The organism is Ruegeria sp. CJ6 (assembly GCF_056536665.1).
Map to the genome: position 1 here is coordinate 263,016 of NZ_JBQFQB010000002.1, position 21,038 is coordinate 284,053.

Below are 21,038 nucleotides of genomic sequence, written 5' to 3' on the forward strand. Positions count from 1 at the left end.
CTAAACGCCTAAAGCCAATTTCAACCGCATTCGAATTACTACGAGTTAATGAGCTTTTATTTTCGATTTTTTACGTAACAATATCCAACCGCTTGTGAACCAACTGACCGAACAGGCTAATCCCCAAAAGACTACGTACCGGAGGGTCCTTGATGAAATCGCGCACTAAAGTGGTCGTCATTGGCGGCGGTATCGCCGGCTGCTCGACTCTGTATCACTTGACCCGTGAAGGTTGGACCGATGTGGTGCTGGTCGAGCGCGATGAGTTGACCAGCGGCACGACTTGGCATTCGGCCGCGCAGGTGACCAATTTTGGCATGAACCAGACCATGGTTGGTCTGAAGACCCACTCGATCAACCTGTACAAGGAACTGGCCGAGGATCCGGACTATCCTATCAACTACCATCACGGTGACGGCGGCATCCGGCTTGCAAATACGCCTGAGCAGATGCAGGGGTACCACCATTTTGCGTCTATGGCGCGCGGAATGGATGTACATTTCGAGGTCATAGATGCAGAGGAATGCGCCCGCCGGCACCCGTTGATTTCCACCGACAACCTTCTCGGTGGGCTATGGGATCCGCTAGATGGCGACATCGATCCGGCTCAACTGTGCCAAGCTCTGGCACGCCGTGCGCGCAAAGCCGGGGCCGAGGTATATCGCAATACTCCGGTCACAGGACTGACACAGCACAAGGACGATACCTGGACGGTTCACACGGAACACGGCAATATTGACTGCGATATCGTAGTTAACGCTTGTGGTTATCGGGTCAACGAAGTGGGCGCGATGATGGGCGTGCACCACCCTGTCGCTTCGATGGAGCACCAGTATTTTCTGACAGAAGAAATCGCAGCGATCCGCGACGCAGGCCATCGGATGCCCCTGCTGCGCTGTCCGATCAGCGACTATTATTGTCGGCAGGAGAAGAACGGCTTGCTGGTCGGCTTCTACGAGCAGGATTGCAAAACCTGGGGCATGGACGGGATCGATCCGAATTTTGTGAACGCGCTGTGCCCTGACGATCTGGACCGCGTGACGGATGTGCTGGAAGGTGCCTTCGCACGCATGCCTGCACTGATGGATGTCGGTATTCATACAGTGGTGAATGGTCCGATCACCTACACAATTGACGGCGCACCTTTGGTCGGGCCAATCCCCGGAAAGCGCAATGCTTTCTGCATCATCGGCCTACGCGCAGGTCTAGGTGAAGGAGGAGGCCACGGCTGGCTGCTGGCCCAGCAGATCGTTCACGGCGAGGCCTGTTATGACACGTGGTGCCTTGATCCGCGTCGGTTTACCGGCCACACAAATGTGGAGCTGACCGCGCTGAAAGCCATCGAAGATTACCAGAATGAATTCCGCTTTCATTTCCCGCACGAACACCGGCCTGCCGGTCGCCCCGCCAAAACCACACCGCTGACCCCGATCCTCGCAGCAGAAGGGGCTGAATTTACAGTGGTCAACGGTTGGGAGCGGGTCGACTACATCAAGCCTGCACCAGATTTTCACCCAACGCTGAGTTTCAGTTTTGATGAGACCTTTGACGTCGTGGCAGCGGAAATCAGAAACCTTCAAGAAAATGTCGGACTGGCCGAAGTGAACGGCTTCAACCGGCTGGAAATCACTGGAACCGATCGACATCGGTTTCTGGATCGGATGATGTGCGGCGCGGTGACAAAACGCGACGGGCGGGTCGGCCTTGGTTATCTGCTGAACCACCACGGGATGGTCAAAGCCGAGGCCACCATCGCCAACCTTCCCGCGAGTGATCGCGGCCCGGCACGGGTCTGGTACGGGTCCGCCGCCGCCAGCGAATACCATGATATGGACTGGCTAAAGGCGCATCTGCATGATGGCGAAGATGTGCAAATCCGCTCACTCACCAATGATCAGACAATATTAGTGCTGGCCGGACCCAAATCGCGCGACGTGCTGTCCGCTTGTGCTCGAGGAGACTGGTCGCGAGAAGCTTTTCCCTGGCTGTCAGTTCGCGAGTGCTTTGTCGGGTTCGCGCCAGCAACTGTATTGAATATCAGCTTCTCAGGGGAACTGGCCTACGAGATACATGTCCCGAACGCCTCACTATACGCGACCTATCTGGCGCTCAGAAAAGCTGGCGAGACGCATGACTTGAAATTATTTGGTGCTCGCGCCGTCGAGTCCATGCGGATGGAGAAAGGGTTCTTGCACTGGAAAGCCGATCTGCTCACAGAGTTCGACCCGTTTGAGACCGGTTTGAATCGGTTCGTGAAACTGACCAAAGGCGATTTCATTGGCCGAAATGCGTTGCAGAGACGCCTTGAGAGCGGTCCGAAGAAGAAACTGGTAAGCCTGAAAATCGATGCAACCAAAGCACCGGCGCATGGTGGAGCCTCTCTGATGTTGGACGACATGGTTATTGGCACAATCACGTCAGGTGACTGGGGCCACAGAACAGGGCTAAACCTTGCTTACGGCTTTGTGAATCCGGAATTTTCCGAACCCGGCAGCCGAATGCAACTTGACCTGTGCGGAGAAATGATCGCGGCCGAGGTGATTGCGCCGTCCCCGTATGACCCGGACCTCTCACGCGTGCGAGGCTAATCCCAAAGTTACTCCCCGTTTCGATAGGCTGTTGGTGTCTGCCCGAATTGCATCCGGAACGCCCGCGTCATTGCGCTTGGGTTCTCATACCCGCAGCGGCTGGCGATCTCGGCCACGGACTGCTGGGTCTCGACCGCAAGTTTACGCGCCAAATTCAGACGCAGGCGACGATAGAGCGCCTGCGGTGTTACACCCAGCTCGGACAAAACCCGGGTCTCAATCTTCTTTTGAGAGCACCCGAGCTGACGAGCGATATCCTTTATCATTACTGGCGCATCCAACGTGCCCTGCATGACGCCCAGCACCCGATTCACCAGCCTGTCTTCGGATTTCATCTGTGATGAAGCAGCACTTGGTTCACCACGGTTCATCAGAAGATGCGCCACCTCCATCGACAACAGCGGCCCGTGATCCGCAAGAATCAGCGCAGTCGCCAGATCATAAGCAGCCATCGCGCCTGAGCAGGTGATCCGGTCCCGGTCGATCACAAAACGTTCCCGCACGACCTCGACATCGGTAAAAGTTTCTTCGAACCGGGAAAGTTCATCCCAGTGAATGGTCGCGCGATGCCCTTCCAACAGTCCCGCACGCGCGAGCAACCAACTCCCTGTGTCCAGACCAGCCAGTTTGCGATGACGGGTTGCGGCCCTGCGCAAAGCGCGATGAGTATCGGGAACCGAGTGTTCCAGATACCCATAAGACGGCATGACAACCAAAGCATCACCCGCCTCAATGCCCATCGCTCCATGCGGCGCGACCTGCAACCCGCTGGAGCTTTGAACTGGCGCACCATGGGGTGAATAAAACTGCCAGGCATAGAGATCCTGCCCCGCCAAAGTGTTCGCCGCGCGCAATGGCTCAACCATGTTGGCGAGGCAAAGGTTCGAGAACCCGTCGAACAGCAAAAAGTTATAGATCTGGGTCAAATTTTTCTAACTCGGCATGATACCGTACGATTACTGCATGTCATCGTGTCAGGCAATTACGTTTCATTGCCAATCAGACATCAGGGGAACGCGTCATGCAATTTGGCTTAACCGAAGAACAGGAAATGATCGTCTCAACAGTGCGGAGCTTTGTTGAGAACGAGATTTACCCCCACGAAGCTGAGGTCGAACGCACCGGACAGGTGCCGCAAGAGCTGGGCGACGAAATCAAGCGGAAATGCATTGAACTGGGATTTTATGCCTGTAACTTCCCCGAAGAAGTTGGTGGCGCGGGTCTCTCGCATCTTGATTTCACTCTTGTCGAACGCGAGCTCGGCCGAGGTTCGATGGCATTGACCCACTTCTTCGGTCGCCCGCAGAATATCCTGATGGCCTGCAACGCCGACCAGCGTGAACGCTATTTGTTGCCTGCCGTGCGTGGCGAAAAGATGGATGCTCTAGCTATGACCGAACCTGACGCGGGGTCAGATGTTCGGGGCATGAAATGTCAGGCCATTCGCGATGGCGGTGACTGGGTCGTCAACGGTTCGAAACACTTCATCTCGGGCGCGGAGCACGCGGATTTCTTCATCGTGTTCATCGCAACAGGTGTGGATGAAACTCCGAAAGGCCCCAAAAAACGGATCACTACCTTCCTCGTAGATCGTGGTACGCCGGGTTTTGAAGTGCGCGAGGGGTACAACTCAGTCAGCCACAAAGGCTACAAGAACTATATCCTGTATTTTGACAATTGCCGTTTGCCCGACGCACAGGTTTTGGGCGAGGTCGATGGCGGTTTCGCCGTGATGAACGAGTGGCTCTATGCAACGCGCCTGACGGTTGCTGCTTTTTCGGTCGGGCGCGCGCGGCGCTGTTTTGATTATGCGCTGAACTACGCGGCTGAACGCAAGCAATTCGGCCAGCCGATCGGTAAGTTTCAGGGTGTCGGCTTTCAGATCGCCGACATGATCACCGAGATCGACGCTGCTGACTGGCTGACGCTCGCGGCCGCATGGCGACTGGATCAGGACTTGCCCTCAAATCGCGAGATTGCCTCGGCCAAGCTTTATGCTTCGGAAATGCTGGCAAAGGTCACGGATACGACGCTGCAAATCTATGGTGGCATGGGTCTGATGGACGACTTCCCGATCGAACGGTTCTGGCGGGATGCGCGCGTAGAACGTATCTGGGATGGTACGAGTGAAATCCAGCGGCATATCATCAGTCGTGATCTGCTGCGGCCTCTGGGTGCCTGAGGCCCGAATGAGCAAGGATATCTCCCGTCTTCTACGCCCGGAATCCATCGCGGTGATCGGCGGCGGCGCGTGGTGCAAGCAGGTTATCCTGCAATCGGAACGCATGGACTACGCAGGGAAAATCTGGCCTGTCTATCCCAAGGCGGATGAAATTGCCGGGCACAAGGCCTACGCACGGATTGAAGACCTGCCATCGTCCCCGGACGCGGCCTTTGTTGGCATCAACCGTCACGCCACCGTTGAGGCCGTTCAGGTTCTGTCAGACATGGGCAGCGGCGGAGCAGTTTGCTTTGCCTCTGGCTTCTCGGAAGCTGCAGCCGAGGATCAGGCAGGAGGAGATCTGCAATCAGAGTTGATCAATGCAGCAGGCAGCATGCCCATTCTTGGGCCGAACTGCTATGGCTTTATAAATGCGCTTGATGGTGCGCTATTGTGGCCCGATCAGCATGGAGCTGCTCGAGTAGATCGAGGCGTTGCCATTCTGACCCAGAGCTCCAACATCTCGATCAACCTGACTATGCAGAAACGAGCTCTGCCGATTGCCTATATGGTGACTTGCGGGAACATGGCGCAGACCAGTCAGGCTGAGATTGCCATGTCGCTGATCGATGATCCACGGGTCACTGCCGTCGGTTTACATATCGAGGGCTTCAAGGATATCCGCGAATGGGAGGCCCTTGCTGCCAAAGCACATCGGAAAGGCGTGCCTCTGATCGCACTTAAGGTGGGTGCATCCGAACAGGCGCAGGCAGCAACAGTTTCTCATACCGCCTCACTGGCAGGGAGCGATGCGGGTGCGCAGGCTTTGCTAAACCGGCTGGGCATCCCGCGCCTGTCCTCGCTGCCCGAGTTTCTGGAAACCCTGAAATTGTTGCATTGTTATGGGCCTTTGCCGGGGGGCAACATTGCTTCGATCAGCTGCTCGGGCGGCGAGGCCAGCCTGATCGCAGATATGGCGATCGGCACTGACCTCAGATTTCCAGAACTGTCCAGAGACAAGCAAACCCGATTGCGCGATGCGCTTGGTCCGATGGTCGCACTAAGCAATCCACTCGATTACCACACCTATATCTGGCGCGATGAAGATGCGATGGCGAAAGCTTGGGCCGGGATGACAGGCGACGATCTGGATCTGACCTTCTCGATCGTCGACTACCCGACCACCGATCCAACGGATTGGGCTGCCGCGACGCGCACGGCACTAAAGGTGCGGGCAGAAACGGGCGCGCGCTTCGCAGTGGTTTCTACACTGCCCGAATTGTTCCCTGAAAACACTGCGCAATCCCTGGTAGAAGGCGGTGTAGTTCCCTTCATTGGCCTTCGTGAAGCGCTTGCCGCTACACGCGCGGCGGCTCAAGTCGCGGCGCCTTCGGACACGCCAATCTGCCTGCCGGGCACATTAGATGCGACGCAGACGCTGACCGAAGCCGAGGCGAAGCAGGCTCTGGCCGCGCATGGTTTGCGCATTCCTCAGAACAGGTCTGTCCGAGGCGCCGAAGAAGCCCTAAGCGCGACGCGCGAGATGGAAGCGCCCTTTGCCGTCAAAGGTGTCGGCCTTGCCCACAAGTCTGAACATTCCGCTGTACGGCTGGGGGTACAGGCTGCCGATGTGGCGGGTGTGGCAGCGGATATTGGAACCGAAGAGATTCTGATCGAAGAGATGATCACAGGTGCGGTGGCAGAAATACTCGTCGGCGTCGTGCGGGATCCTGCCCACGGCTTTGTGCTGACTCTGGGTGCCGGAGGTGTCCTGACCGAAATACTGCGCGACACCACCTCGCTTTTGATCCCGGCAACGTCCAGCAGTATTCGCGCGGCACTGGGCGAGTTGAAAGTCGCGCCGCTGCTGTCAGGCTATCGCGGCCAACCAGCGGCTGATATGGATGAAATCGTTGCCGCCATTCAGGCCGTTCAAGACTATGTAATGCAAAATGCCGAAACGCTCGGCGAGGTCGAAATCAACCCGCTTCTCTGCACGCCCACCCGGGCGGTGGCGGTGGATGCGCTCATCAGAAAGGCCTGAGAAATGGACCCGATCAAGACCCGCCGTGACGGCGCAATTCTCGAAGTGACGCTGGATCGGCCAAAAGCCAATGCAATCGATCTAGCTACCAGCCGCATCATGGGGCAGGTATTTGCCGAGTTTCGCGATGATCCCGAACTGCGCGTCGCGATCTTGACCGGAGCAGGTGACAAATTCTTTTGCCCTGGCTGGGACCTGAAGGCAGCCGCCGAAGGCGATGCCGTAGATGGAGATTATGGTGTCGGTGGCTTTGGCGGTTTGCAGGAGTTACGCGATCTGAACAAACCGGTCATCGCGGCCATCAATGGTATTGCCTGTGGTGGCGGGCTCGAGCTTGCGATTTCAGCCGATATGATCCTGGCCGCTGAACACGCAACTTTTGCCCTGCCTGAGATTCGATCCGGAACCGTTGCAGATGCGGCGAGCGTCAAGCTACCCAAACGCATTCCCTACCACATCGCGATGGAGCTATTGCTGACTGGACGCTGGTTCGATGCCGAAGAAGGTCAGCGTTGGGGCTTGGTCAATGAAGTCCTGCCTGCCGATCAACTGATGGATCGTGCCTGGGAATTGGCGCGTCTGCTCGCCTCGGGTCCTCCGCTGGTTTATGCTGCAATCAAAGAGGTCGTGCGCGAAGCTGAAGACAGCAAATTTCAGGACGCCATGAACCGCATCACCAAGCGCCAGCTGCGCACCGTCGATATCCTCTATTCCAGCGAGGATCAGCTTGAAGGCGCAAAGGCCTTCGCTGAAAAGCGTGATCCGGTCTGGAAAGGAAAATAAGTTCAAAACACCGCTGCCTTCATCGCATTGGCGCAGTTTTGCGCCAATCGCTCAGCTAAGCTTGTTTTTTGTCAGAACACACTTTTACTATCCTGCAATTCAGGCCACAGCTACTTTAACTGGAAGAAGGAATGTCAAAGCGGCCCGATGCAGGACAAGAAAACAGAACCAGAACTTGAGATCGGGCGCACCCTGCAGCGTTTGCGACAGGAACGTCAGCTCACGGTGACCGAACTCGCTGCGCAGTCAAAGGTTTCCGCGCCCATGATCAGCCGGATCGAAAATGGTCATGTGTCGCCGTCCCTTGGTACCTTACACGCGTTGGCAGATGCACTATCTGTCTCTCTGATGGCGATGTTCAGCCATACCGACACGACCTCGGATGTGCATCACGTTCAGGCGGGAACCGGGTTGCCGTCGCGGCGTATCACACCAGACCATGCCCATGACTATCTACTGCTCGGCAAACACAGCGGGCCTAGCGGGTCATTCCAATCCGCACGCATCCGCATCTCAAAACAAGACCAACGCAAGTTGCCTAACTATCAGCACGAAGGCTACGTCTTCATCTACATGATTGAAGGCAGCGCCATCTATGGCTGTGGGACCGAAGAGTTCCAGATGTCAGAAGGTGACACGCTCAGCTTCGACGCCAAGCTCCCACATGGGGTACGGGTCATCCTTTCAGACGAAATTGAATTCGTGACCGTGTCGACGCGACCGCATTGATCTTTGCAGATGCCCTAGGCTCCACGCCGCGTTTGCCATCCGATCAGACTGAAACACGCGAACACTACTGCAGCAACACAAACTATGGATGGCCCTGCAGGCGTATCAAATATGTAAGCAGCCCGTAGCCCGGCGATTGCGGAAAATGCACCAATCGCCGCCGCAATCAAAGCCATCGCTTCCGGTGATCTGGCCAGACTGCGCGCAGCCGCCGCCGGGATGATCAGCATTGCAGCAATCAAAAGAACACCTACGACCTTTATCGCCACGGCCACTGTAACTGCCAGAGACAGCGTCAGGATCAACTGCTCTCGCTTGGGGTCAAAGCCGCTGGCATAGGCCAGCTCTTCATTCATGGTCGCCGTCAAAAGCTGCGACCAGCGCCATACGATGAGGGCCACGACAAGCGCTGCGCCACCCCAGATCACAACCAGATCGGTGCGTGACACCGCCAGAATATCACCGAAGAGATAGGCCATCAGGTCGATGCGAACACCGGACAGGAACGATACGGCGACTAGACCGAAGGCAAGTGCAGAATGTGCTAGAACACCCAGCAGTGTATCCATCGCGTAGCCACGTCCGGACAACAGTGTTACGGTAAGTGCCATTGCAAGCGCAACAGCTAGCGCCCCAGTAAAGATGGACAGCTGAAACGTCAGCGACAAAGCGACACCCAAGATTGCCGCATGGGCGGTGGCATCCCCGAAATAGGCCATTCGACGCCAGACAACAAAACACCCCAGTGGTGCCGCAGCAAAAGCAACGCCAACACCTGCAAGCGTCGCGCGCGTCATGAAATCATCCAGCATTATTCTGCGGCTTCCTGAGAGGTTTCACAGTGACCGTGATCGTGATCATGGTCGTGATCATGGCGATAAAGGGCCAGTGCGCCTCCGGTACCCGTTCCGAACAGGGCCCGATATTCCGGGGCCGAAGCTACGACTGCGGGGGACCCTTGGCAGCACACATGACCATTGAGGCAGATCACCCTGTCAGACGCGCTCATGACCACGTGCAATTCATGGCTGATCATCAGTATGGCGCATCCGGTTTCACGCCGGACCTCCTCGATCTGACGATAAAACGCCGCCGACCCCGGTTGGTCGAGACCCTGAGTGGCTTCGTCCAAAAGCAGAACGTCGGGCCGATTGATCAACGCTCGCGCCAGCAAAACGCGCTGAAACTGTCCGCCTGACAATTGCGACATTTGGCGCTTTAGCAGATCCGGCACCCCAGCAGTTTCAAGCGCTTCTGTACATTGAAGCCTAGAGACACGATCCGTCAGACGCATGAATCTTTCCACTGATATCGGCAGGGTCGGATCAATGTGCAGTTTTTGGGGAACATACCCGATTTTTAGCCCAGGCTTCAGCGTAACCCTACCTTCTGCAGGCTTGGTCGCGCCAATGACGGCACGCAACAGGCTGGTCTTTCCCGATCCGTTTGGACCAACGATCGTCACGATTTCACCAGCCTCAATCGTCATGCCGACATGGCGCAGAACGGTATTCGCGCCATAACGCACGCTGAGATTTTCAACGGAGATCAGGGTCATGTCTACGCCTTCTCGGTGCAGTCTGGGCAGAGTCCCTCGGCTTCTACAACGGTTCGCTCGATTTCGAAACCCGCCGCGCGCGCGGCTGCGCCGAGGACGCCATTGGACGGTGCCGACTGAGCTTCGGCGACAGCGTCGCATTTTCTGCAGATCATGAAGGCCGGGGAATGGACCTCTCCGGGATGAGAGCAGGCCACAAAGGCGTTCAAACGTTCAATCTTATGGACGAACCCGTACTGGACCAGAAAATCCAGCGCGCGATAAGCCACCGGCGGCTGCGAGCCAAAACCGGCTTCGCGCAAACGATCAAGTATAGCGTAAGCCCCAAGCGACTTGTGATCTTGCAACAGCATTTCAAGAACTTTTCGCCGCACAGGGGTTAGCCGCAACCCTTCTTCCCTGCACCGAGCATCCGCTGTGGCCAACGCCGTTTCGACGCAATTCTTGTGATCATGCTCCTGAAATCCTACCGGCGCATCTTCAACAACCGAAATAGGGTGCGTCTCGCTTGTCATGTTACTCCATATCATATAGGTCGGTCGCAATGTTATAAAATCACATAGAGAACCTGATGTCCAGAAAGTTGCTCCCACTAGCCATGACCACTGCATTGATGGCCGGAAACGCCGTGGCGGATGCACCCAAGGTTGCGGTTGACATCGCACCCGTTCACTCATTGGTGGCCCGGGTGATGGAAGGTGTCGGAACACCTGATCTGATCATACAACCTGGCGCATCGCCTCACGAATACAACCTTCGTCCATCAGAAGCAGCCGCACTGCAAGAGGCCGATCTGGTATTCTGGATTGGCGAGGACTTGACCCCTTGGATGGAAGGCGCTGTCGATACGCTCAGCGCTGGTGCATCGGTTACGGAATTGCTTGAGTCGGACGGAACGGTTCTGCTTGATATCCGTGAAAACGCAGCATTCGAAGCGCATGACCATGGCGACGAAAAAAACAACGATGATCATGCAGAGGACGAAGAGCATGATGAGCATAGTCACGAGGAAGAGCATACTCATGATGATCAAGAAGCTCATGAGGGCCACGCACATGGCGCGCACGATCCTCATGCCTGGCTCTCTCCGGCAAACGCGGAAATCTGGCTGAACACAATCGCGGTGCAGCTTTCTGCAGCTGACCCAGACAACGCAGATGCCTACTTTGCAAACGCGGCAGCCGCGCGTGAAGAAATGGCCACTCTTTCAGCGGAAGTGACCGAAACACTGGAACCAGTCAAAGGTGGCAGCTTTATCGTATTCCACGATGCCTATCAGTATTTCGAAGATGCCTTTGGCTTGCCGGCCTCGGGCGCAATTTCCCTCAGCGACGCGACTGCCTCAAGCCCGGCAAGGATCGCCGAAATTCAAAGCCGTATCCGCGACGAAGGTGTGGATTGTGTTATGACCGAACCGCAGTTCAACCCCGGGATCGTCACAACCGTTCTTGAAGGTACTGAAGCCAAAACCGGCATCATGGACCCGCTGGGATCTGATCTGGAACCCGGAGCGGATCTGTACCCGCAACTCATCCGCAATCTGGCCAAAACACTGTCTGAGTGCCTCTGACTCAATCAACAGCCCGGTCGGGATTTGGTTCCAACCGAGCTGAAGTCTGAGTGGTCTTTCCACTCATCGCTCCAACAAAGTCATCAGTATTCGGCTACCGGCCTCTCTAAGCTGTCCAATTTGACGGCTAAGCTGCCGGCGCAAGTCAATCATCGCCAGCGAACTTTCGATGCCGCGCTCGACCAGAGGTTGGATCACGCCAATCTATTCCTCCAGAAACGCCGCCTCCACACCTGTACGGTCGGGAAGATCAAATTCTTGTCCGGATATCTGAGCCTCAAGTCTCGCGCGCGACGCGATCGCAATCGCCTGTCGCGGCCCGCCAATCGCCCAGATCACGCCACGAATACGAAAGGGAAGGGCAGATCGACCAAAGCAACCAGCGAGGCAGACGTAAAGAAATCCCGGACGACCTCAAAATCCCGAAGAACTAGGCCATGCGTCCATTCTGCCCGCCCCGGGCTTACATTTTAAGCACCATCAACTGATTGAACAGCCGTTCGGTGATCTTCAGGTCCGCCCATTTTCCCGCTGTATCGATGAACCGTGTCCGCAGGTTCTTGATCAGGAAATCGAACAACAGTGCAAGGCCAACCCCGACGACCAGAGCCAGCAAGCTATCAACCACTTCGTTTGGCAGAATGGGGTCATGAACGACCATGGTGAACAGCGACGTCGTCGGCCCAAGCACACTTATCACCAACGCCGCCAACATATTCTGAATGTAGACCACGCGCAGATCGCTAAACGCAGACCAATACCATTGGCCTTGCGGGGCAGAGCGGTCCTCGTCCGAACGGCGCGAGCATTATGCGCGCAATATCCAGCGCGTCTTGCGCAGCCGTGTTTCCTGTCGCCGCCAGATCTGAGGTTCGCTGAATCCGCTGCTGGCATCGATCGCAAGAAAGCGTCGGTGTCTTCTCGATCCAGAACCACTAAAGGTTGAACATCTGGGGCAAACGCCAGGACCAGAAACAAGTACAGGTCCAGTTTCAGTAACCGCGCTTTCCCAAAACCTGACTGTAGCCCACCGCTTCCACTGCGCTGACCGCCTAGGCGACTTCATCGCCCTAGAACACCCGAAAGATATCCACCTCGGACAACCCAAGACCCAAATGCTCTGTCAGTAGTCGGAGGTGCGTATTCAGCGGGTTAGTCGCAGTCGGGTTCACGACGGATATCACAAGGTTGGATCGGTCGGCTGTGCAACACCCAACGCGTCCAGGATATCGCCCGTGACCGCCAGCACGGCATATTCTGCACGACGTGCCTGAGCCTCAAGCTGGATCACCCGAACCTGCGCAAGATTCAACTCGCGCAACGCATCCAATATCTGTACCAGCGTGCTGCGCCCGATATCAAACTGTCCACGAGCTGCATCCAGCGCTTGCTCATTGATCTCGACAGCGCGCCGGGCTGTGGCGAGCCGTCGCTGGATTGAATTGGTCTCTTCCAAGGCCTGGGAGAGATTACGTTGCAACTCGCGCCGCAATTCTTCTTCATCAGCCCGGCTTTGTTGAAGATTCGCTCTTGCGGTTTCGACATTGGCGCGCGCGGATCCCCCTTGGTAAATCGGGACCGTTACACCCAATCGGGCCTGCACACCGTCGTCGATACTGCCCTGGTCGAAATCTGTCTCAAGAATCGCAGAGAGTGTTGGGCGGGTCGCTCGTTCGGCAACCACGACCTCTTGTTCACGCACTTGACTGAAGGCGACCTGAGTACGCAGACGCGGGCTGCGTGCAACCATTTGCTGCGAGGTGGCCGCTGCCAGAATGGGTGCGGGGGGGATGGTCGGAATTATATCGGGTCGCGTTCCGAAGACTTCGACCCATGTTGCCGTCGCCAGTTCCACATCCGTCTGAGCCTGCGCTAATTCTGTCTCGGCGTTAGACTTCCGCCCCTGCCCCGCCAGCAAATCTGCCACCGATCCGGCCCCGGCATCAAAACGGGACTGGAGGTCGCTGACCAAAACGTCCGTACGATCCAGATTCTGCTGGGCTTGGTCTTCGAGGCGGCGATTTCGATCCAGATCAATTATGGTCTCGATGGCCTCGAAGCTCAGCGCGCTCAGCTCTGACAATTCGTTTAACCAGGTCTGCCGGGCTTCAATCTGACGCAAACCCACACGACCCGAGACTTTGCCACCATCATAGATGATCTGGCTAAGCCGCAGGATCGGTACTGTATCCCCATCGGACGTCAGGGATGTCTCGGCCTCGATCTGCGGCAGGAACGCGCCTTGCTCGGCATCAATGCGGGATTTCGAAGCCAAAACGCTGGCGGCTCCGGCTGCGGTGGTGGGCGATGTCGCGACAGACCTTCGCACCAACTCAGCGAATTCAGTGCGTGCGACATTTCCCTTCAGATTATTCCCCCCCGATAAGGGAGCGGGGGCTGGTGTCGCCCCGGGATCAAAGGACTTGGTTCCCTGTAAATCCTGACTGCAGCCCGCCAAAATAATAGTGGCTATCACAACCGACAACCATGCCCTCATCCCGCCAAAGCTCCTGATTTCAACTCTGAGATAAGCAACAAATTTCCAGTCAGTTAATCGTGGAACTTGCTGCCCGCATTTTGCGTTACAGGAGAAAGTGCGGTAAAAAAGTAACCATATTCTTTACGAGTTTAATGTTCTGGCACGACATCGGTTTATCAAGATGCGGGTCCAAAAAAATCAAGCGGAGCAAGGGCGCAGATCCCATCTGGTAATCCGCGAGCTTTCGGCCGCCAGCCATGTTCTGTTTGGCAAGTGCGATTCAACCAATCACAACTCATCCAACCTTGTTGCCTTGGCTCCAGACACCGCGCAAAACTGGTGTTTGACCCATGCGACGCACACGCAGAACGTCACCGCGCAGGCCAACATTCAGGATGCCACGGTCATCAAGACCAACAGCCGTCGCAGGATTACGTGTAACCGTGGCCACAGCACGAGGCAGGTCGTCCCAAACATTGGCAAGATGAAAAGCCGACAGCAGTAGCGCAGAGGGCACGTAGTCGGAAGACACAATTTCCAGAAGATCGGCCTTTGCAAGATCTTCAGCCGCGACATTGCCGGAATGCGAGCCGCCACGGATCAGATTCGGGGCACCCATCATGACGGCGATGTTGCGGGTACGGCAGGCCTCGGCCGCCTCGAACGTGGTTGGGAACTCGGCGAAAGTCACACCATTTTCGGACGATTTTTCGACATGCTGCGCCGTGGTATCGTCATGGCTGGCCAGCGCGGCGCCAAGACGGGCGGCCTCGATCACTGCACCGGCTTCGTGCTTTTCTCCGAAACGCTGCTGCAGACCACGCAGGTTCTCGACATGTGCAACGAAATCGGCGTCGGTCATACCGCGCTTTTTGGCGACATAGGTCTTCAATGCACTCAGATCGCTGAATTGGCGTTGACCCGGCGTGTGGTCCATCAGACTGACAATGCCAACCCTGTCTTCCGGCCCGAAGGTCGCCAATTCCTCAAGCAGTGTCTCCGAGCAGATCTCGGCCCGCAGGTGAAGGAAATGGCTGATCTTGAAATAGCCTGCGGCGCGCGCCGACAACAGTTCGTCCGCCAGTTTGCGGGCATAGTCGATGTAACGGCCCTTGCCGCTGTGAATGGAACCTACTCGCATGGCGTCGAACACAGTTGTGATTCCGGTCGAAGCCAGCTCGCTATCATGCGCGATCAGGGCCGGAAGATGAGGCCAGTCCACTTCCGGGCGAGGCTCGATATGACGTTCGATATTGTCGGTGTGCAGCTCGACCAGTCCCGGAAGGATGTAATCACCTGCACAATCGACCGCGCCGGTCGGAACATGATCCCCTTCGGTGATCTCGGAAATGATGCCCTGTTCGATTGTCACCGAACCGGTTACTACCCGATCGGGCATCACAAGCTGGGCATTCGCAAGGCACAGATTATCTGACATATCGCTGTCACAAGCCTTTGCCAAAGAGGGCGCGGGAAAAGGGGAATTCATGTCATACTCTCGATTTGCAATCTACTACGTGCCGCCCGAAGGACCATTGGAACAGTTCGGCGCGCGCTGGCTGGGATGGGATGTCGTGCAGGGCTGCGAGGTGCCTCAGCCCGATCTGCCCGATTTGCATGACGTTACGATGACACCGCGCAAATACGGCTTTCACGGAACGCTGAAACCACCCTTTCAACTTGCCGGAGGTTATTCGCTTGAAGCCCTGAAAGCGGCGGCGTCTGAGATGGCCGCTGGCCTGGCGCCTTCGAACTGTGAAGGGCTGAGTCTGACGAGGCTGGGCCGGTTTCTCGCCTTGACCCCACAGGGCGATGTGAGCGGCTTGCAAAGAATTGCTGCGGCGTGTGTACGTGAGCTTGACCCGTTTCGCGCCCCAACCAACGAGGCTGAACTTGAGCGGCGGCGCGGTGCAAGGTTGAGCCAACGTCAGGACGCACTGTTGATCGAGTGGGGTTATCCCTATGTGATGGACGAGTTTCGGTTTCACATGACGCTGACGGGTCGGCTGCCGAATGGCGATATTCCTGTGTGGACCGAGGCGCTGCACCGCCATTTGCCAGCCTTGCCCGAGCCCTTCGTCATCGACCAAATTGCCTTGTGCGGCGAGCGCATTGATGGGCGTTTCGAGCTTATTCATCGGTACGCGCTCGCTGGTTGAAGGACCCCTGCGGCGCGCGCAACCGTCTCGGCCAGCGGGCCGTCGTTGGAAATGGTGATAACGTCCAACCCATCGGGCAAGGGTTTTTCTGCCTGAGCAAGCCGATTTGCAATCTCGCTATCGCTTTCTCGGCCGCGAGCCGTCAAACGCCGTGCAAGAGTTTCCGGCTTCGCGGTGATATTCAGGACAATGAAGCGCGGGAATTTTTCTGCGGCCTCGAGCAGAGCTTTACGCGAGAAATTTGCCAGACAATCTGCGCCATCACTCAGCCGATCTTTGACGGCAACCGGTATCCCGTAGCAAAGCCCATGAGCAACCCAATGCACCGCAAAGGCACCATTCGCCGCCATTTCTTCAAATTCGGCGATTTCGACGGCGTCATAGTCTTCCCCGCCCAACTCTGGTGCCCGGGTGATGACGCGGCGCACCAAATGCAAATCGGGCAACAAGTCACAAAGCCCTAGCATCACACTGTCTTTGCCAGCCCCCGACGGGCCAACCACAGCGATGAGGCGACCCCGGGTCATGCCGCGACCTCGGGTGAAAACTGACTGGCGTCGATTTCGCGATCACAAACGCGCGCCCTAGCCGCTTCGTCATGGAAAATGCCGATGATTGCAGTACCACGCGCCTTTGCCTCTTCGATGAGCCTTAGAACAACCTCGCGATTGGCCGCATCCAGACTGGCAGTCGGCTCATCCAACAGCATCGCGGGATAGGAATGGGCGAACCCGCGTGCGATGTTGACACGCTGCTGTTCACCACCCGAGAAGGTAGTCGGTGAAAGGGTCCAGAGCCGCTCAGGAATGTTCAGTTGCCGCAACAGAGCTTCAGCCCGCGCCTTCGCGTCAGCAGCGGAAATGCCCACAGCCCGCAAGGGCTCGGCCACCACATCAACTGTGGGCACGCGCGGCACCACGCGCAGGAACTGGCTGACATAGCCCAGAACCTCGCGGCGCAGGGCGATAACTGTCCGAGGCTCTGCCTGCACGATATCCACATCACCGATGCGAATTTCTCCGCTTCGGGCCAGATAGTTGCCATAGATCATACGCATGAGGGTGGACTTGCCCGCTCCAGACGCGCCCGTCAGCGCTACGCATTCGCCCGGAGAGACCGAGAAGGATACATCGCTCAGCACCTCGATCACGGCCGCACCTTGATTATGGAGGGTGAAAGTCTTTGAGACGTTGTTAAGCTCAATCATTGCTCACACCTGCAAAACGGAACTGACAAGAAGTTGGCTATAGGCGTGTTGCGGGTCATCCAGCACTTGATCGGTCAGGCCTGCCTCGACCACGCGGCCCGATTTCATCACCATCAACCGATCTGCCAGCAGGCGCACCACGGCCAGATCATGCGTGACGATGATCGCCGACAAGCCCATGTCGCGAACTAACCCACGCAACAAGTCGAGCAACCGCGCCTGAACGGACACGTCCAGACCGCCCGTTGGCTCATCCATGAACACCAGCCGAGGACCGGTCACGAGGTTTCGTGCAATCTGCAGGCGCTGCTGCATCCCACCCGAAAATGTCGTCGGGCGATCATCCACACGGGAGGCATCGATCTCCACTCGTTGAAGCCAATCCGTGGCCTTGTCACGTATGTCGCCATAGTGACGCTCTCCAACGGCCATCAGCCGTTCACCTACATTCCCACCGGCACTGACGCCCATGCGCAACCCGTCGCGTGCATGTTGGTGGACAAAGGCCCAATCGGTGCGGCTCAGCATCCGGCGCTCGGGCTCGGACATCGTTACCGTGTCCTGCGGACCTTTTGCGCGGGTGTCGAACACAACCTCTCCGGCATCCGGGGTCAGATGCCCGGCCATGCAATTCAGCAGTGTCGACTTACCTGACCCGCTTTCGCCAACGATCCCCATGACCTCACCGGGATAGAGGTCGAATGACACAGCGGCACAGCCAATATTTGGGCCATAGCGCTTTGTGATGTCCCGAACAGACAGCAAAGGTGTCATGCGGCGTCCTTTCCTTTGTGACCCGCCGCCTGGCGCGCCTCGCAATAATCGGTATCCGAGCAGACGAACATCCGCCCACCCGCGTCATCGATGATTACCTCGTCCAGATAGCTGTCCTCGGCACCGCACAAGCCGCAGGCTTGGTCGGCCTTGGACGCCTCAAACGGATGATCCTCAAAATCCAGTGAGACAACCTGCGTGTAGGGTGGCAGCGCGTAGATCCGTTGTTCACGCCCAGCTCCGAACAGCTGGATCGCAGCCATATCACCAAGCTTTGGGTTATCGAATTTCGGGATTGGCGACGGGTCCATCACATAGCGGCCTTCGACCTTCACCGGGTAAGCATACGACGTCGCGATATGCCCGTGACGACTGATATCTTCGTACAGCTTCACATGCATCAGCCCGTATTCCTCAAGGCTGTGCATCTTGCGGGTTTCGCTCTCTCGCGGTTCCAGAAAGCGCAACGGCTCAGGTATAGGCACCTGATAGACAAGAATCTGACCCTCTTGCAGCGGCTCCTCGGGAATCCGGTGGCGAGTCTGAATCACGGAGGCGTCGCTTGTCGTTGTGGTTGTTTCAACCCCTGCAGTGCGTTCAAAGAAGGTGCGGATCGAGACCGCGTTTGTGGTATCGTCCGAGCCCTGATCGATCACCTTGAACGTGTCATCCGGGGTCAACACAGCGGCCGAGACCTGCACACCGCCCGTACCCCAGCCATACGGCATAGGCATTTCGCGCGAGGCAAACGGCACCTGATAGCCCGGGATCGCCAGACTTTTCAGAATTGCACGGCGGATCATCCGCTTGGTCTGCTCGTCCAGATAAGCAAAGTTATAGGCGTTCATTCCGCAGCCTCCTGCACCTGATCCGCGCCAGCCTCGCGGCGTAGTTTGCGCACCAGTTCCAGTTCAGACTGGAAGTCGACGTAATGCGGCAGCTTGATATGCTCTAGAAACCCCGTCGCCTGTATGTTGTCCGCGTGATAGAGGACAAACTCGGCATCCTGAGCAGGTGCGCCAACATTATCCTCACCCAGTTCTTCCCACCGCAGCGCACGGTCGACCAAAGCCATCGAGATCGCCTTGCGTTCCGTCTGACCAAACACAAGCCCATAACCTCGGGTGAATTGCGGCGGCTCGGTTTTGGAGCCCTTGAACTGGTTAACCGTTTCGCATTCGGTCAGAACGACCTCACCGATTTCGATGGCAAAGCCGAGTTCAGGGATCTCCATTTCAACCGGCACGGACCCGATCCGAAGCTCACCAACAAAGGCATGATTGCGCGCGTATCCGCGCTGTGTGGAATACGCCAGACCGAGGGTGAAACCTTCATCCGCGCGGGTCAGCGCCTGAAGGCGCAGGGCGCGATCGGCGGGCATTTCAAGCGGCTCGCGGGTCAGATCAGGTGGCGGCGTATCGTCATGCGGCGCTTCCTCGATCAGGCCTTCGCGATTGAGGAAATCCGTGACATGCGGCACATCACCCAGTTCAGCTTCGCGCGCTGGGGCTTTGGGCACCTCACCATCAGCAGCCAGTTTGAAATCCAGTAAGCGATGAGTGTAGTCGAAGGTCGGCCCAAGCACCTGCCCGCCCGGCAAATCCTTGAAGGTTGCCGAAATGCGCCGGTCACAAGCCATTGCCCCGGTATCAACAGGCTCGGATGCGCCAAAGCGTGGCAACGTGGTTCGATAGGCGCGGATTAAGAAGATGGCCTCGATCAGATCGCCGCGCGCCTGCTTGATCGCAAGCGCGGCCAGATCAGGATCGAACAACGAGCCTTCGGCCATAACCCGATTGACCGCCAGGCTAAGCTGTTCGCGGATTTGCGCGATGCTCAGTTCCGCCACATCGGTATCACCGCGGCGTTCTTCGGCAAGCCAAGCGTGGGCGTTCTCAATCGCGCGCTCACCGCCTTTTACTGCGACATACATCAGGACACCTCGGTCGTTCTTGGCAAAGCCGCTAGGCGGCTGCTATTCGTGAAGATGAAGTCGAGCCCCAGTGGATATAGCGTCTGATTATGCTGAAACGCCTCAAGCTCGGGCAATGAAAGCGCGGCTTTATCCTTGATTCCCGGACCTGTCAGCGTCGCCCCTGAAGCGATGAGTTCGGGGCATTCCACGATCAACGTGGCAGAACGATCCGGATATTCAGACGTCCCGATCGGGTATGCGTTCAATGGTTCCAGATCCAACCACGCACCAATGGCAAACATACAATGCGACGGGCCGGTCAGCGGTGCGCCGGTGTGGAATGCAAGCCAGCTGCGTACGGCGTCGCAATCTAGCGCACCTGCCAGATAAACGGGCGTCTCAGTGTCGCAAAGCGTCAACAACACCGCACCTGCTGCTGGTGACATTGGGGCCGGAGGAACTGCGCCAGAAATCTCTTGCACGGTACCGGGACGCGCCATTGCTTCCATCACGCTGCGAAAGGCGTGGGCAGATTGGATCGCGGGATTCTTGAAACCGCCGATCAGGGCTTCTGACTGCATCAATCCTCTCCTCGTACCATGGTGAAGAAATCAACCTTAGTGGCTGCGGCTTTGGCGGCACGCGCGGCCTTTGCATTGGTCAGCTCATCTCGCAAAGGGGTCAGCACTTTTGTGCGCAACAGATCAGACACATCTGTCTGCATCAGTGCATCAACCAGCGCGGCGACTTCGGCATCTTCTTTCCGACGGCCTTGTATATAGGCATGTCCGACTTCGCCCGCCCCCAGAGTCAGCGCACAGCGTGTTACCGTCATTTCGCCCAGATTGAACGGCGCACCAGTCCCACCTGCGCGAGCCCGAACCATGGTGCTGCCAATCTCAGGAGCACGCAGCCATGTGAAGCCGGGGCGAGGCATCGCTGCATCCAACAGTGCGGCCACGCGCCCCTCCGGCGCTTTGGCCAGCAGGCTCATCCAAGCCTTCCGGTCCGCGTTTTCATCAAAAGTGTCTTTCATCTCGACAACTTTTCCATATACTATACAACTATACA

Annotated in this window: 21 protein-coding genes; 7 read left to right on the plus strand and 14 right to left on the minus strand. The window is 57.1% G+C overall.

The annotated features are described in order from the left end of the window. Nucleotides 1–152: 152 nt before the first annotated feature. The gene (locus ACR0BT_RS06930) at nt 153–2,588 is read left to right on the plus strand and encodes a GcvT family protein (RefSeq protein WP_480762788.1); all 2,436 of its coding nucleotides are present in this window, start codon (nt 153–155) and stop codon (nt 2,586–2,588) included. An 8-nt stretch (nt 2,589–2,596) separates the two neighbouring features. Here the strand turns inward: ACR0BT_RS06930 and ACR0BT_RS06935 are convergent, their stop codons facing one another. Next, complete coding sequence (locus ACR0BT_RS06935) at nt 2,597–3,514, minus strand: GlxA family transcriptional regulator (RefSeq protein WP_480762789.1); 918 nt, start codon at nt 3,512–3,514, stop codon at nt 2,597–2,599. A gap of 95 nt (nt 3,515–3,609) precedes the next feature. On the opposite strand from ACR0BT_RS06935, the gene ACR0BT_RS06940 reads away from it, so the two are divergent. The 4 genes from ACR0BT_RS06940 to ACR0BT_RS06955 all read left to right on the plus strand — a co-directional run bounded on the left by ACR0BT_RS06940 (nt 3,610) and on the right by ACR0BT_RS06955 (nt 8,305). Then, nucleotides 3,610–4,770: an acyl-CoA dehydrogenase family protein gene (locus ACR0BT_RS06940; RefSeq protein WP_223118494.1), complete on the plus strand. Its 1,161-nt coding sequence runs from the start codon at nt 3,610–3,612 to the stop codon at nt 4,768–4,770. A gap of 7 nt (nt 4,771–4,777) precedes the next feature. After that, nucleotides 4,778–6,793, plus strand: coding sequence for an acetate--CoA ligase family protein (locus ACR0BT_RS06945; protein WP_480762790.1), 2,016 nt, complete (start codon nt 4,778–4,780; stop codon nt 6,791–6,793). Between the two features lie 3 nt (nt 6,794–6,796). Further along, the gene (locus ACR0BT_RS06950) at nt 6,797–7,576 is read left to right on the plus strand and encodes a carnitinyl-CoA dehydratase (RefSeq protein WP_170407705.1); all 780 of its coding nucleotides are present in this window, start codon (nt 6,797–6,799) and stop codon (nt 7,574–7,576) included. A gap of 147 nt (nt 7,577–7,723) precedes the next feature. Beyond that, nucleotides 7,724–8,305, plus strand: a complete 582-nt coding sequence (locus tag ACR0BT_RS06955) for an XRE family transcriptional regulator (RefSeq protein ID WP_170801715.1) — start codon at nt 7,724–7,726, stop codon at nt 8,303–8,305. A gap of 14 nt (nt 8,306–8,319) precedes the next feature. Here the strand turns inward: ACR0BT_RS06955 and ACR0BT_RS06960 are convergent, their stop codons facing one another. Genes ACR0BT_RS06960 through ACR0BT_RS06970 form a run of 3 tightly spaced genes read right to left on the minus strand, consistent with a single transcriptional unit; the run spans nt 8,320 to nt 10,378 of the window. After that, entirely contained in the window at nt 8,320–9,117 is a 798-nt protein-coding gene (locus tag ACR0BT_RS06960) for a metal ABC transporter permease (protein WP_480762791.1), read from the minus strand. After that, the gene (locus tag ACR0BT_RS06965) at nt 9,117–9,863 is read right to left on the minus strand and encodes a metal ABC transporter ATP-binding protein (RefSeq protein WP_480762792.1); all 747 of its coding nucleotides are present in this window, start codon (nt 9,861–9,863) and stop codon (nt 9,117–9,119) included. Before ACR0BT_RS06965 ends, ACR0BT_RS06960 begins: the two co-directional genes overlap by 1 nt. 2 nt (nt 9,864–9,865) lie before the next feature. After that, nucleotides 9,866–10,378 (minus strand): Fur family transcriptional regulator, encoded by a 513-nt coding sequence (locus ACR0BT_RS06970; protein ID WP_223118497.1) that lies wholly within the window; start codon nt 10,376–10,378, stop codon nt 9,866–9,868. Between the two features lie 56 nt (nt 10,379–10,434). Between ACR0BT_RS06970 and ACR0BT_RS06975 the strand changes: the two genes are divergently transcribed. Next, entirely contained in the window at nt 10,435–11,433 is a 999-nt protein-coding gene (locus tag ACR0BT_RS06975; RefSeq protein WP_480762793.1) for a zinc ABC transporter substrate-binding protein, read from the plus strand. A gap of 463 nt (nt 11,434–11,896) precedes the next feature. Here ACR0BT_RS06975 and ACR0BT_RS06980 read toward each other — a convergent pair whose 3' ends face one another. The 3 genes from ACR0BT_RS06980 to ACR0BT_RS06990 form a co-directional block, all read right to left on the minus strand. Continuing rightward, entirely contained in the window at nt 11,897–12,166 is a 270-nt protein-coding gene (locus ACR0BT_RS06980; RefSeq protein WP_480762794.1) for a hypothetical protein, read from the minus strand. A 447-nt stretch (nt 12,167–12,613) separates the two neighbouring features. Then, entirely contained in the window at nt 12,614–13,762 is a 1,149-nt protein-coding gene (locus ACR0BT_RS06985) for a TolC family protein (RefSeq protein ID WP_480762795.1), read from the minus strand. Nucleotides 13,763–14,207: 445 nt separating this feature from the next. Then, the gene (locus ACR0BT_RS06990; protein ID WP_480760884.1) at nt 14,208–15,350 is read right to left on the minus strand and encodes an alpha-D-ribose 1-methylphosphonate 5-triphosphate diphosphatase; all 1,143 of its coding nucleotides are present in this window, start codon (nt 15,348–15,350) and stop codon (nt 14,208–14,210) included. 49 nt (nt 15,351–15,399) lie between these two features. Between ACR0BT_RS06990 and ACR0BT_RS06995 the strand changes: the two genes are divergently transcribed. Continuing rightward, nucleotides 15,400–16,071 carry a DUF1045 domain-containing protein gene (locus ACR0BT_RS06995; RefSeq protein ID WP_480762796.1) on the plus strand — a complete coding sequence of 224 codons (672 nt, stop codon included), beginning with the start codon at nt 15,400–15,402 and terminating at the stop codon, nt 16,069–16,071. On the opposite strand, the gene phnN is transcribed toward ACR0BT_RS06995, so the two are convergent. From phnN to phnG, 7 genes are read right to left on the minus strand one after another with little or no spacing between them, the layout of a single operon-like run. Next, the gene (gene phnN / locus ACR0BT_RS07000; RefSeq protein WP_480762797.1) at nt 16,047–16,598 is read right to left on the minus strand and encodes a phosphonate metabolism protein/1,5-bisphosphokinase (PRPP-forming) PhnN; all 552 of its coding nucleotides are present in this window, start codon (nt 16,596–16,598) and stop codon (nt 16,047–16,049) included. The two genes, ACR0BT_RS06995 and phnN, sit on opposite strands and share 25 nt — an antisense overlap. Continuing rightward, complete coding sequence (gene phnL / locus ACR0BT_RS07005) at nt 16,595–17,278, minus strand: phosphonate C-P lyase system protein PhnL (protein WP_170394324.1); 684 nt, start codon at nt 17,276–17,278, stop codon at nt 16,595–16,597. The genes phnN and phnL overlap by 4 nt, the downstream gene beginning before the upstream one ends. 3 nt (nt 17,279–17,281) lie before the next feature. Continuing rightward, the gene (gene phnK, locus ACR0BT_RS07010; RefSeq protein ID WP_480762798.1) at nt 17,282–18,052 is read right to left on the minus strand and encodes a phosphonate C-P lyase system protein PhnK; all 771 of its coding nucleotides are present in this window, start codon (nt 18,050–18,052) and stop codon (nt 17,282–17,284) included. Beyond that, on the minus strand, nt 18,049–18,900 hold the full coding sequence (locus ACR0BT_RS07015) for an alpha-D-ribose 1-methylphosphonate 5-phosphate C-P-lyase PhnJ (RefSeq protein WP_170509531.1): 852 nt from the start codon (nt 18,898–18,900) through the stop codon (nt 18,049–18,051). The genes phnK and ACR0BT_RS07015 overlap by 4 nt, the downstream gene beginning before the upstream one ends. Then, a complete protein-coding gene (locus tag ACR0BT_RS07020) occupies nt 18,897–19,985 on the minus strand; it encodes a carbon-phosphorus lyase complex subunit (protein ID WP_480762799.1) in 1,089 nt (362 codons plus the stop codon). Before ACR0BT_RS07020 ends, ACR0BT_RS07015 begins: the two co-directional genes overlap by 4 nt. Continuing rightward, nucleotides 19,985–20,548 (minus strand): phosphonate C-P lyase system protein PhnH, encoded by a 564-nt coding sequence (phnH, locus tag ACR0BT_RS07025; protein ID WP_170407664.1) that lies wholly within the window; start codon nt 20,546–20,548, stop codon nt 19,985–19,987. The genes ACR0BT_RS07020 and phnH overlap by 1 nt, the downstream gene beginning before the upstream one ends. Beyond that, nucleotides 20,548–21,003, minus strand: coding sequence for a phosphonate C-P lyase system protein PhnG (phnG, locus tag ACR0BT_RS07030; RefSeq protein ID WP_170394307.1), 456 nt, complete (start codon nt 21,001–21,003; stop codon nt 20,548–20,550). Before phnG ends, phnH begins: the two co-directional genes overlap by 1 nt. Nucleotides 21,004–21,038 lie beyond the last annotated feature (35 nt).

Excerpts from the sequence above, each read along its gene's own strand:
- ACR0BT_RS06930 (WP_480762788.1), top strand. The coding sequence starts at position 153 with ATGAAATCGCGCACTAAAGTGGTCGTCATTGGCGGCGGTATCGCCGGC.
- ACR0BT_RS06940 (WP_223118494.1), top strand. The coding sequence starts at position 3,610 with ATGCAATTTGGCTTAACCGAAGAACAGGAAATGATCGTCTCAACAGTG.
- ACR0BT_RS06945 (WP_480762790.1), top strand. The coding sequence starts at position 4,778 with ATGAGCAAGGATATCTCCCGTCTTCTACGCCCGGAATCCATCGCGGTG.
- ACR0BT_RS06950 (WP_170407705.1), top strand. The coding sequence starts at position 6,797 with ATGGACCCGATCAAGACCCGCCGTGACGGCGCAATTCTCGAAGTGACG.
- ACR0BT_RS06955 (WP_170801715.1), top strand. The coding sequence starts at position 7,724 with ATGCAGGACAAGAAAACAGAACCAGAACTTGAGATCGGGCGCACCCTG.
- ACR0BT_RS06960 (WP_480762791.1), bottom strand. The coding sequence starts at position 9,117 with ATGCTGGATGATTTCATGACGCGCGCGACGCTTGCAGGTGTTGGCGTT.
- ACR0BT_RS06965 (WP_480762792.1), bottom strand. The coding sequence starts at position 9,863 with ATGACCCTGATCTCCGTTGAAAATCTCAGCGTGCGTTATGGCGCGAAT.
- ACR0BT_RS06970 (WP_223118497.1), bottom strand. The coding sequence starts at position 10,378 with ATGACAAGCGAGACGCACCCTATTTCGGTTGTTGAAGATGCGCCGGTA.
- ACR0BT_RS06975 (WP_480762793.1), top strand. The coding sequence starts at position 10,435 with ATGTCCAGAAAGTTGCTCCCACTAGCCATGACCACTGCATTGATGGCC.
- ACR0BT_RS06990 (WP_480760884.1), bottom strand. The coding sequence starts at position 15,350 with ATGTCAGATAATCTGTGCCTTGCGAATGCCCAGCTTGTGATGCCCGAT.
- ACR0BT_RS06995 (WP_480762796.1), top strand. The coding sequence starts at position 15,400 with ATGTCATACTCTCGATTTGCAATCTACTACGTGCCGCCCGAAGGACCA.
- phnN (WP_480762797.1), bottom strand. The coding sequence starts at position 16,598 with ATGACCCGGGGTCGCCTCATCGCTGTGGTTGGCCCGTCGGGGGCTGGC.
- phnL (WP_170394324.1), bottom strand. The coding sequence starts at position 17,278 with ATGATTGAGCTTAACAACGTCTCAAAGACTTTCACCCTCCATAATCAA.
- phnK (WP_480762798.1), bottom strand. The coding sequence starts at position 18,052 with ATGACACCTTTGCTGTCTGTTCGGGACATCACAAAGCGCTATGGCCCA.
- ACR0BT_RS07015 (WP_170509531.1), bottom strand. The coding sequence starts at position 18,900 with ATGAACGCCTATAACTTTGCTTATCTGGACGAGCAGACCAAGCGGATG.
- ACR0BT_RS07020 (WP_480762799.1), bottom strand. The coding sequence starts at position 19,985 with ATGTATGTCGCAGTAAAAGGCGGTGAGCGCGCGATTGAGAACGCCCAC.
- phnH (WP_170407664.1), bottom strand. The coding sequence starts at position 20,548 with ATGCAGTCAGAAGCCCTGATCGGCGGTTTCAAGAATCCCGCGATCCAA.
- phnG (WP_170394307.1), bottom strand. The coding sequence starts at position 21,003 with ATGAAAGACACTTTTGATGAAAACGCGGACCGGAAGGCTTGGATGAGC.